At 63.6% G+C, this 11850-nt stretch carries 7 protein-coding genes; 3 read left to right on the top strand and 4 right to left on the bottom strand.

Going from position 1 to position 11850, the window contains the following annotated elements; genetic code table 11:
* Positions 1-55: 55 nt before the first annotated feature.
* From CO657_RS27175 to CO657_RS27165, 3 genes are all read left to right on the top strand, one after another.
* Positions 56-262: a hypothetical protein gene (locus CO657_RS27175; RefSeq protein WP_054183854.1), complete on the top strand. Its 207-nt coding sequence runs from the start codon at positions 56-58 to the stop codon at positions 260-262.
* A 28-nt stretch (positions 263-290) separates the two neighbouring features.
* Positions 291-3998: a trifunctional transcriptional regulator/proline dehydrogenase/L-glutamate gamma-semialdehyde dehydrogenase gene (putA, locus tag CO657_RS27170; protein ID WP_054183855.1), complete on the top strand. Its 3708-nt coding sequence runs from the start codon at positions 291-293 to the stop codon at positions 3996-3998.
* 218 nt (positions 3999-4216) lie between these two features.
* Complete coding sequence (locus CO657_RS27165) at positions 4217-6757, top strand: methyl-accepting chemotaxis protein (protein ID WP_054183856.1); 2541 nt, start codon at positions 4217-4219, stop codon at positions 6755-6757.
* A 112-nt stretch (positions 6758-6869) separates the two neighbouring features.
* Here the strand turns inward: CO657_RS27165 and CO657_RS27160 are convergent, their stop codons facing one another.
* The 4 genes from CO657_RS27160 to CO657_RS27145 all read right to left on the bottom strand — a co-directional run bounded on the left by CO657_RS27160 (position 6870) and on the right by CO657_RS27145 (position 11788).
* Positions 6870-8195, bottom strand: a complete 1326-nt coding sequence (locus tag CO657_RS27160; RefSeq protein ID WP_054183857.1) for an NAD(P)/FAD-dependent oxidoreductase — start codon at positions 8193-8195, stop codon at positions 6870-6872.
* Between the two features lie 127 nt (positions 8196-8322).
* Positions 8323-9978, bottom strand: a complete 1656-nt coding sequence (locus tag CO657_RS27155) for an ABC transporter ATP-binding protein (protein ID WP_054183858.1) — start codon at positions 9976-9978, stop codon at positions 8323-8325.
* On the bottom strand, positions 9975-10841 hold the full coding sequence (locus CO657_RS27150) for an ABC transporter permease (protein WP_054183859.1): 867 nt from the start codon (positions 10839-10841) through the stop codon (positions 9975-9977). Before CO657_RS27150 ends, CO657_RS27155 begins: the two co-directional genes overlap by 4 nt.
* Positions 10838-11788, bottom strand: coding sequence for an ABC transporter permease (locus CO657_RS27145; protein WP_054183860.1), 951 nt, complete (start codon positions 11786-11788; stop codon positions 10838-10840). Before CO657_RS27145 ends, CO657_RS27150 begins: the two co-directional genes overlap by 4 nt.
* Positions 11789-11850: the final 62 nt, after the last annotated feature.

The following is an 11850-nucleotide window of genomic DNA, read 5'->3' as shown; positions in this document are numbered from 1 at the left end:
CGCCCGGCATATTGTCGGATCGGCATTGGCGCCGCGCTCAAAAAGGGGATCATGCATGCACAGGAGTGAACCGGATGACGATCAGAAGCCGGACCTGCTCGCTCACTACAGGCCGGTGGCGATAAGGGCCGTGGCTGCGGCATTCACCCTCAAGCGTGGCAAGCCGGATGCGCGCCCGCTTCGCGAGACGGAATATTCCGGCCCAGCTTTTACGGATGACGCCACCTGGGACGACGAGCCCGGTGTCCCATTTATCCGTTAGACCGAACAAAGATTTGATAGGGACTCCCATGTTGAACGCAGCGATCGACACCGTATCCTCCAATGATCCCGCCAACGGGGCGCCGTTCTCCGGCTTTGCCCCGCCGATCCGGCCGCAATCCGAGCTTCGCCAGGCCATCACCGCGGCCTATCGCCGCCCGGAAACCGAATGCCTGCCGCCGCTCGTTGCCGCGGCGCGCGTCTCCGAGGCGAAACGCTACGACATTCGCAGCACCGCCCGCACGCTGATCGAGGCGCTGCGCGCCAAGCATAAGGGCACTGGCGTCGAGGGGCTGGTGCAGGAATATTCGCTCTCCAGCCAGGAAGGCGTGGCGCTGATGTGCCTTGCCGAAGCACTGCTGCGCATTCCCGATACCGACACCCGCGATGCGCTGATCCGCGACAAGATCGCCGAGGGCAACTGGACCTCGCATATCGGCGGCGGCAAATCCATGTTCGTCAACGCCGCCACCTGGGGCCTCGTCGTCACCGGCAAGCTGACCTCGACGGTCAACGACCGCAGCCTGTCGGCGGCGCTGACGCGGCTGATCGCGCGCGCCGGCGAGCCGGTCATCCGCCGCGGCGTCGATATGGCGATGCGCATGATGGGCGAGCAGTTCGTCACCGGCGAAACGATCGAGGAGGCGTTGAAGCGCGCCCGGCCGCTCGAAGCGCGCGGCTTCCGTTATTCCTACGACATGCTGGGCGAGGCCGCGACGACGGCTGCCGACGCCGAACGTTATTTCAAGGACTATGAAAAGGCGATCCATGCCATCGGCAAGGCCTCGAACGGACGCGGCATCTATGACGGCCCTGGTATTTCGATCAAGCTTTCCGCCCTGCATCCCCGCTATGTGAGGGCGCAGGCCGGCCGGGTGATGGGAGAGCTGCTGCCGAAGGTCAAGGCGCTCGCCCTTCTCGCCAAGGGCTACGATATCGGCCTCAACATCGACGCCGAGGAAGCCGACCGGCTGGAGCTTTCGCTCGATCTGCTCGAAGAGCTCTGCTTTGCCCCTGATCTTGTCGGCTGGAACGGCCTGGGCTTCGTGGTGCAGGCCTATGGCAAGCGCTGCCCCTTCGTGCTCGACTATGTCATCGATCTCGCCCGCCGCTCCGGCCGCCGGGTCATGGTGCGTCTGGTCAAGGGCGCCTATTGGGATGCGGAAATCAAGCGCGCCCAGCTCGACGGTCTCGACGATTATCCGGTCTATACCCGCAAGATCTACACCGACGTCGCCTACATCGCCTGCGCGCGCAAGCTGCTGAACGCGCCCGATGCCGTCTTCCCGCAGTTTGCCAGCCACAATGCGCAGACGCTGGCGACGATCTATCATCTCGCCGGTCCCGATTTCGCTGTCGGCAAATACGAGTTCCAGTGCCTGCACGGCATGGGCGAACCTCTTTACGACGAAGTCGTCGGCAAGGAAAAGCTCGACCGGCCCTGCCGCATCTACGCGCCTGTGGGAACGCATGAGACGCTGCTCGCCTATCTGGTGCGGCGTCTCCTGGAAAACGGCGCCAACTCCTCCTTCGTGCACCGCATCTCCGATCCGAACGTCTCGGTCGAGGCGCTGATCGCCGATCCCGCCGAAACCGTTGCCGCCATGCCCGTCATCGGCGCCGCCCACGCGCAGATCGCCTTGCCGAAGGCGCTTTACGGCAGTGCCCGCGCCAATTCCGACGGTCTCGATCTCTCGAACGAGACGACCCTTTCTGATCTGGCTCAGACACTCGCCTCTTCGGCTGCAAGCCCCTGGCATGCGCTTCCGATCCTCGCCGACGGCTCCACGGACGGGGTGACGCGTGACGTCCTCAATCCTGCCGATCACCGCGACGTCGTCGGCACGGTCACCGAACTGAAGGTCGAAGAGGCCGCTCGTATCGTGGCGATGGCGGCCGACTATGCGCCGCAATGGGCGGCGGTGCCGCCGGCCGAGCGGGCGGCTTGCCTGGAGCGGGCGGCCGACATCATGCAGGCCCGCATCAAGACGCTGATGGGCATCATCATGCGCGAAGCCGGCAAATCCGCGGCCAACGCGGTCGGCGAAGTGCGCGAGGCGATCGACTTCCTGCGCTATTACGCCGAACAGGCGCGCAAGACCCTCGGGCCGTCGCATGCGCCCCTCGGCCCCATCGTCTGCATCAGCCCTTGGAATTTCCCGCTGGCGATTTTCACCGGGCAGGTGGCCGCCGCACTGGTGGCCGGCAATCCCGTGCTCGCCAAGCCTGCCGGCGTCACGCCAATCATCGCTTCGGAAAGCGTCAAGATCCTCCATGAGGCGGGCGTGCCTGTTGGCGCATTGCAGTTCGTACCCGGCAGCGGCCGCCTCGGCGCCGGCATGGTGGGTGCCCCGGAAACAGCCGGCGTCATGTTCACCGGCTCGACCGAAGTCGCCCGGATGATCCAGGCGCAGCTGGCCGAACGGCTGTCTTCATCAGGCAAGCCGATCCCGCTGATTGCCGAAACCGGCGGCCAGAACGGCATGATCGTCGATTCCTCGGCACTTGCCGAGCAGGTGGTGGCCGACGTCATCGCCTCGGCTTTCGATAGCGCCGGCCAGCGCTGCTCGGCGCTCCGCGTCCTCTGCCTGCAGGATGATGTGGCCGACCGGACCCTCAACATGCTGAAAGGCGCCTTCCGCGAGCTGACGATCGGCCGTACCGACCGGCTGAGCATCGATGTCGGTCCTGTCATCAACGATGGCGCAAAGGCCGAGATCGACCAGCATATCGAGCAGATGCGCGGCGCCGGCCGCAAGGTCGATCAACTGCCGCTGCCCGAAAGTGCCGCGGCGGGGACCTTCGTTCCGCCGACGATCATCGAAATCAAGGCCCTGTCGGACCTGACGCGGGAGATCTTCGGGCCGGTCCTGCATGTCGTCCGCTTCAAGCGAAACGGCCTCGATCGCCTGATCGACGACATCAACGCATCGGGCTACGGCCTGACATTCGGGCTTCACACCCGGCTTGACGAAACGATCGCGCATGTGACCAGCCGCATCAAGGCCGGCAACCTCTACGTCAACCGCAACATCATCGGCGCCGTCGTCGGCGTGCAACCTTTCGGCGGCCGCGGCCTGTCGGGCACCGGTCCGAAGGCCGGCGGTCCGCTCTATATCGGCCGGCTGGTGCAGCGTGCACCGGTGCCGCCACAGCAGGATTCCGTCCATACGGACCTCGCCCTTCGCGATTATATCGTCTGGCTCGACAGGAAGGGCTTGCCGGCCGAAGGGGAGGCGGCGCGCGGATATGCGAGCCGTTCGGCGCTCGGACTCGAGCGGGAACTGGTGGGCCCGGTCGGAGAACTCAATCTCTACGCGCTCCATCCACGCGGCCGCATTCTTGCCGTGCCGCAGACCGAAAGCGGGCTCTATCGCCAGATCGCCGCAGCACTGTCGACAGGCAATCACGTCGTCGTCGACGCCGGCTCCCTGCCGAAATCGGCCCTGGCGGATCTCCCGGCGGCTGTCGCCAGCCGGGTTTCCTGGACGTCGGATTGGGAAAAGGACGGGCCATTCTCGGGCGCACTCGTCGAAGGCGATCGCGACAGCGTCCTGATCGTCAATCGGAAAATTGCTGCTCTGCCCGGTCCGCTTCTGCTGGTCCAGGCGGCGACGAGCGAAGAATTGACGAACGATCCCGAGGCCTATTGCCTCAACTGGCTGCTGGAGGAGGTGTCGACATCGATCAACACCGCGGCAGCCGGCGGCAATGCCAGCCTTATGGCGATCGGCTGAGAAAACGAGACGAGGCGCACACATGCGCCCTCGATCGCCGTTTCGCATGCTTCGAAAAACTCGACACCATTGACCATTTTTTTAAGAGTTCTGGCTATCGTGACAAGCTGGTGCGACGACTGCCGATGGCGGTCGCCTCGACATGACCGCTGAGGCTGTGTGTCGATGTGATTGGTTGCGCAGGAGAAGCAGGCAATTTCCTGGGGTGGGGCTTCCGTATGGCGTTGATTGACCGACTGTTGCAGCGGATGCGGATCGTGACGAAGGTACTCTTCTTCGTCGTGCCGCTGATCGTTCTCATCGCCGGCATCGGTCTTTTCGGTTATTTCACCGCCGGCACGCTCAATGGCCAGATGACACTGACGCGGCAGACGATCGATACGCTTTCCAGTTTTCAGCAACTGCGATCGTCGCTGACCGCCTTTACCGATCTTCCGACAGCGGCCACGCGCGATCGATTGATCGCCAGCATCTCCGATCAGCAGAAGGGTGCGGCGACGCTCGATGCCATGTTGATCGATCCTGCGCAAAAGCAGCAGATCGCTGCGGTGCGAGAACTCGGGGCTAAGATGCAGGGCGGCGCCGACGCGCTTTGGGCCGTGTCGCAGGAGCGCGTCAATACCGAACAGGCGATCGACGACGCGGTAACCGGGCTGTTTAAGGAAAGCCAGACGGCGCGCAAACAGCTCGACGTTCTCCAGGATCAGGCGAATGGCAAGGAGGCCTTCGTCCGGGCGCTGCTTCTCGATGCCTCGGCCTACAAGAATCTCTCGGGACGCATTGCTAAACTGCGCAAGGCGACCGCAGCGGCGGCCGACCCTCAAAAGCTCGGCCAGGCCATCGGCAGCCTTCTGCCGCCGCTCGTCAAAGAGGTCGGCGACAGCGGGGCGCTTGCCTCCGACAAGGCCCAGAGCCAGATCGCTGCGCTGAAGCCGGTCCTGGATAAGCTCGCCCCCATGGCCAAGGACAGCAGCAGCCTGACGCTCGAAGGTTACGCTCCCATCGATCAGGATCTCCAGGGCCTGCAGGAGCAATTTGCAAAACTCGCCTCCGGCAATGCGGACACGGCAATCGAGCGCTTTACCGGCATGGATGCGAGCATTTCAACGCTTCGTTCGATGGTGGCGATCGTCAATGCCGCGTTCAAATCGATCGACGATCTGCGCCTGCATCTGAGTGAACTGAACAGACGGGTCGATGCAGAGTCGCGGGATGCGGTTCTCGCGGATCTTAAGGCATTGCGCGAAAGCGCTGCAAAGCTTGTTCCCTTGAGCGGTAAAAATGCCGCGCTGCAAGATCTTGCCAAGAAGATCGAGCCATCCCTTGCGGCGATCGAGAAAGACACGTCGCTTCTGATCTCGATCGCCGACCGGTGGCGCGCGGACAAGGAGACGGCGACCGCACTTGTGGCCGACGCAAGCCACACGCTCGAACAGTTTGTCAGCACGGCGCAGGAGAGCGGCAAGGAAATCAGCCAGCGCTCGGCGACGATGTCGCTCGCGGCAATGATCGCGGGCACCGTGCTTGCGTTTATCGGCGGCCTCATGCTGATCGAAACTCTGCGCGGGCCGCTGAAGCGGATCACCCAGACAATGATGCGGCTTGCCGACGGCGATCTGAACGTTGCAATCGGCGACGGCAAGCGCGGCGACGAGATCGGCGACATGATCCGATCGGTGACCGTCTTCCGCGATCAGGCGCTTGAGAAGACCAGGCTCGAAGAGGTGGCCGAGGTAAACAGGGCGCGGGACGAACGGGAGCAGGCCCGCCGCGCCGCCGAGCAGGCGCGCATCGAAGCGGAACAGAGCGAGGCTCTGACGGCGCTGTCGGAAATGTTGGGCAAGCTTGCCAATGGCAATCTCGCTGCCGAGATGAGCGAGGATCTGGCCGCAGACTATGTCGCCATGGCGCAAACCTACAATCACGCCATTGATGCGCTGCGCCTGACGCTCGCCGAGGTTCGCAACACGACCTACGAGATCGCCGAGGGCAGCACCAATCTTTCAGGAGCCGCCGACGATCTGGCGCGGCGCACCGAACAGCAGGCAGCAGCGCTTGAGGAGAGTTCGCGGGTGCTCGGTGAACTCACAGACAGCGTGCGAACGACCGCTGAAAACGCGCGTCAGACGTCGGTTTCGGTCGCGGAAGCACACCGCCAGGCGGAGCATTCCGCAGCCGTCGTGGCGAAGGCCGTCGATGCTATGGGCGCAATCAACCGTTCATCCGAGAAGGTCACCAGCATCATCGGCGTGATCGACGAGATCGCCTTCCAGACCAATCTTCTTGCTCTCAATGCTGGTGTGGAAGCGGCGCGCGCCGGGGAGGCCGGCAGAGGTTTTGCCGTGGTTGCTCAGGAGGTGCGTGAGCTTGCCCAGCGCTGCGCCAAGGCTGCCCGCGAGATCAAGGACCTCATCTCCAACAGCGCATCGCAGGTCGGCGCGGGCGTCACGCTCGTCGAGGAAACCGGCCATGCGCTTTCTGCCATCATGGAGCACTTCACTTCGATCAATGGACTGGTGCAGGTCATCTCTGCTTCGACGACCACGCAATACAAGGGCATCGACGAGGTGAACAACGCCGTTCGCGACGTCGAGCATATCACCCAGCATAACGCAGCAATGGTCGAGGAAAACACCGCCGAGATTCACAGGCTTCGCCAGCAGGTGGAACTATTGAACGAAAGAATTTCCCATTTTCAAACTGCCGACGGCCGCAGGGGCGCGCTCGCAGCCCGTCCGCTCATATCCGTCGCCTCCTGACAAGTGTTGTCCCGCTTTCCCCAGGCAAACCGAAACGGTTTTGCCGGGAATAGTGTAAAAACACGGGTTAGAGCAGTCCTGTGCTTCCATGAAATTCTCGTCCGAGCCGTATTTAAAAATCGGCCACCTTGCCCCAGGCGGATTTCCCGAAGCGGTCCGGATGATAGGGCCGGGGATCGACGATCGGCTCATCGCCTGTGGCGATATCGGCAATCAGATGACCGGCGCCCGGGCCGATGCCGAAGCCGTGGCCGCTGAAGCCCGCAGCAAGGATGAAGCCGGGAAGGGAGGCGATCTCGCCGATCCCCGGCACGCCGTCGGGCGTGCTGTCGATATAGCCCGCCCAGGCCGCGCTGATGCCGGTTTTCTTCAAGGCGGGTAGAAGCTCGAGCGCGCGCGCATGCGTGAGGCGGATGGTGGCCTGATTGATCGCCGGGTCGAGGATGCGCATGCGCTCCATCGGCGTCGGCCTGTCGAGCCGCCAGCGTGCAAGAGACTCGTGACCGGAGCGAAATCCCTCCAAGCCGCCGGGCGCGAGACTGCGCCATCGCCGGGCGAACATCGGCAGAAACTCTCGGGCGAAGCGGAACTGCTGCGCGGTCGGATCGACGCGGCCGCGGCCGCTGATCGCTAGCGTGTAGCCGCCATCGCTGCGCCGCGTAACGGAGACCGCGGATGTATGGAGCGCATCCGGCAGGCCGCTTGCTCCAGGAGAAACGGAAAGGATCGACGAACGGATCGATGCCTGCGGAAATCGAATGCCGAGCTGGCGGCAGAAGGAGGAGGCCCAGGCGCCGCCGGCCAGGATCGCAATTTTTGTCCGGATCGTACCGTGCTCGGTGACGACGCCGGCGACCCTGCCGCCTTCGATGGCGATGCCGCGGGCGGCACAGGATTGATGCACCGTGCCGCCGAGCTTCAGGATCGCCCGCGCGACGGCGGGCGCGGCGCGTGCCGGATCGGCAGTGCCGTCGGTCGGCGAAAACACTCCGCCTTTCCACGAAGCGCCAGTGGCGCGCCCGCGTTCGGTTGCCTCTGCGCCGCTCAGCATATGCGTCGTGACCCCGACCGAACGCGCAAAATCCCGCCAGCGTGCCCAGCCGGCCAGTTCCTCGTCGCTATTGCTGAGATAGAAGAGGCCGCAGCGGCGAAAACCGGTATCCTCCCCAGTCTCGGCAAAGAAGCGCTCCCACAGATCGAGGCTCTTCGTCGACATCGGCAGTTCACGGGCGTCGCGGTTCTGCTGCCGGCACCAGCCCCAGTTGCGGCTCGATTGTTCAGCCCCGACAAGGCCTTTCTCGACGAGGACAACCTTCAATCCGCGCCGGGCAAGATAGTAGGCCGCGAAAATGCCGACGATGCCGCCGCCGATAACCACCGCATCGGCGGCAGCGGGCAGCTCCGGCGTGGTATCGACGCGATCGAGCGGTGCAGGCATGGCGTTGTCTCCGTTTCATACTCCAGAGCGGTTCAGCTTTCGCCGAAGCGCAGAACCTCTCTAACATTTTGTTTTTACGTGATTCCCGGGCGGAACGTTGCCGGACAAACGGTCGCGATGGCGACCCTTATTGCCGACAATAGGCCCGCACCAGTTCAGGATCCTGCTGGAGACCGTCGAGCCAGGCCGGATCAAGCGTCGGCACCGAGGAGAAGAGCAATTGCGAATAGGGGTGCGTCGGCGCCTTCACCGTCGAGGGTGTGATTTCCTCGACTTTCCGGCCGCCATACATCACGACGATCTCGTCGCAGATCGCCTCCACCACCGAGAGGTCGTGGCTGATGAAGATGTAGGAGAGGCCGAGTTCGCGCTGCAATTCCTTGAGCAGGTCGATGACCGCGGCGGCAACCACCGTGTCGAGCGCCGAGGTAATCTCGTCGCAGAGGATCAGCTTCGGATCGGCGGCGAGCGCCCGGGCGAAATTGACGCGCTGCTTCTGCCCGCCGGAGAGTTCTCCGGGCCGGCGATGGCGCAGGCTGCGGGGCAGGCGCACCATGTCGAGCAGTTGATCGATCCGGGCATTTCGCGCCTGCCGATCCATGCGATGGTAGAAAACCAGGGGCCTGGCGAGAATGTCCTCGACTGATTTTGCCGGGTTGAGAGCGGTATCGGCATATTGAAAGACGATCTGCATCTCGCGCAACTGGTCGCGCGAACGCTCGCGGGCGTTGCGGCGCAGTTCCGTGCCGTCGAAGACGATCTTGCCGATTGCCGCCGGCAGGATGCCGGCGATGGTGCGGGCAAGTGTGGACTTGCCGCAACCGGATTCGCCGATAATGCCGAGATTTCGCCCTTTCTCCACCTTCAGGCTGACGTGCTCGACCGCGCGAATGAGGGGCAAGCCGTCGGCCTGGCGCTGTCCGTAACCCGCGACGAGATCTTCGATCTTCAGAAGCGGCGCCGTCGCACTTGTGGCCAGTCCTGCCGCACCGCGCGATTTCGGCTCAAAGGCTGCGAGCAACTCTCTGGTATAGGGATGCTTCGCATTGTTGAGGATTTCATTGGTGGTGCCGATTTCCTGGGTTTCCCCGCCTTTCAGCACGACGATGCGGTCGGCGATCTGCGCGACGACGGCGAGATCGTGCGAGACATAGACGCCTGATATGCCGCCCTTCTTCATGACCGACTTGAAAGCGCGCAGCACTTCGATCTGGGTCGTCACATCGAGCGCCGTCGTCGGCTCGTCGAAGATAACTAGGGTCGGATCGCCGATCAGCGCCATGGCGGCTGCCAGGCGCTGCAGCTGGCCGCCGGAAACCTGATGCGGGTAACGGCTGCCGATCGTCTCGGGTTCCGGCAGCGACAGCGCCCGGAAGAGTTCGACCGCCCGGGCGCGCGCCTCCTCCGGCGACATCAGCTGATGAATACGGGTGACTTCGATCACCTGGTCCATGATTGATATGGCCGGGTTGAACGCGGCTGCGGCTGATTGCGGGACATAGGCGACTTCGGTGCCGCGCACCTTGGCGCGCTGCTTCTCGCGGAGGGTGACCATGTCCTTGCCGCCGACCGAAACGCTGCCGCCGGTGATGCGGCAGCCCGCACGGGTATGGCCCATCAGGGTCAGGGCGATGGTTGTCTTGCCCGAGCCGCTCTCGCCGATCAGCGCGACGATCTCGCCCTCGGCAACGTCGAGGCTGACACCCTTGATGATTTCGACGCGCCGGCCGGAATCGGTGGTGGCCTCGATCTTCAGGTCGCGGATTTCAATGAAATTGCTCATGACACGCTCCGGTCGCGAATCTTCTGCGGCAGGTTGTCTATCAGCAGATTGACGCTGATCGTCAGGCTGGCGATCGCAAGTGAGGGAAACATCACCGCCGGCGCGCCGAACGGCAGCCCGCCGATATTCTCGCGCACGAGCGCACCCCAGTCGGCATAGGGCGGCTGAACGCCAAGGCCCAGGAAGGAAAGCCCGGAAAGGAGCAGAACGATGAAGACGAAGCGGATTCCGAGATCGGCAAGCACCGGCCCGACAATGTTGGGCAGGATTTCCGAGCGAATGAGATAGAGCGTGCTTTCGCCGCGGATGCGCGCCACCGTGATGAAATCCATCGCATTGATGTTGACGGCGAGCGCCCGGGCGAAGCGGTAGGCGCCGGGGATGTAGATCACCGACAGCGTCAGGACCAGAACCGGGACCGAGGAACCGATGGCGGCGACCACGACCAGGCCGAACAGCTTGCTCGGGATGGAATTGAGGGCGTCGAGGAAGCGGCTGAGGATCGTGTCCGGCCAACCGCCGGCGACCGCGGCGATCATGCCGAGCACGACGCCGCTGAAACAGGCGATCGTCACCGCCGCCAGCGAGATGCCGACCGTGTAGCGCGCGCCCATCAGAATCCGCGAGAGCATGTCGCGACCGAGATAGTCGGAGCCGAGCCAGAGTTGCCGGCTCATCGGGCCGAAATAGTCGAGATCGACGATCTCGCCGACGGGGTAGGGGATGATCAACGGCGCGAAGATCGCGACGAGCGCCCAGGCGAGGATGACGGCAAGCCCGATTGCTCCGACGATGTTGAAGCGATAGCCAAACGAGGTTCCGGACAGCCGGCGGGACGTGGTTTCGGATGTGCTCATAGTCATCGGAGCCTCGGATTGGAAAGGATGGCGATGATATCGGCGATGGTGATCAGGAGCAGATAGCCTAGGCAGAAGATCATCGCGCAGCTCTGGATCAGCGGCAGGTCGCGGGTGGCTACGGCATCCAGCATCAGCTTGGCGATACCGGGATAATTGAAAATGGTCTCGACGATGATGACGCCTCCGAGCAGATAAGACAGGGAAAGTGCAACGGCGTTGACGATCGGGCCGAGCGCATTGGGCAGCGCATGGCGAAAGACGATGCGCGGCCAGGAGGCTCCCTTGAGCAACGCCATTTCGACATAGGGTGTGTTGAGCGTCTCGATGACGGCCGCGCGCGTCATGCGGATCATCTGCGCCGAGACGACGAAGGTGAGGGTGATCACCGGCATCGCATAGACGCGCAACATGTCGGCCAGGCTGTGGATTTCATTGGCGAAAGACAGCGCCGGCAGCCATTTCAGATAGACGGCGAAGATCAGCGCGGCGGAGGTGGCGACCATGAACTCCGGCACGGAGATGACGCCGATGGTGATCACGGTGACGATCCGGTCGTAAAGAGTGCCGCGCAGCATCGCCGCGGTGATACCGAGCGTCAGCGCAATCGGCACCGAGAAGAGCGCGGTAACGCCGGCGAGTTTCAGCGTGTTGACGAAGCGGCCGGCAATAAGCTCGGCGATCGGCATCTGGTTGGCATAGGACGTGCCAAGGTCGCCCTGCAGCAGCCCGACGGACCAGCGCAGGAAACGAAAGAGCGCCGGCTCGTCGAGATGCATGGCCTGGCGAAGACCTGCGACGGCTTCCGGCGTCGCCGCCTGGCCAAGCAGGATCGCCGCCGTGTCTCCCGGCAGCAGCGTTGTCGCGAAGAACACGGCGAAGGAGACGATCACCAGGGTGATCAGGGCGATGAGCAATCTGCCCAGCACAAGGGATAAGACCTGGTTGTTCACGCGCGGCTCCCTTTGGCGTTCGAGTTGAGTTTGACCAATCCGATGGAGGGGCCGGGGGCGCA

This window comes from Rhizobium acidisoli, assembly GCF_002531755.2.
Lineage (GTDB): Bacteria > Pseudomonadota > Alphaproteobacteria > Rhizobiales > Rhizobiaceae > Rhizobium > Rhizobium acidisoli.
The sequence above is the reverse complement of the archived record's forward strand: the minus strand, read 5'-3'. Positions and strand labels throughout refer to the sequence as shown.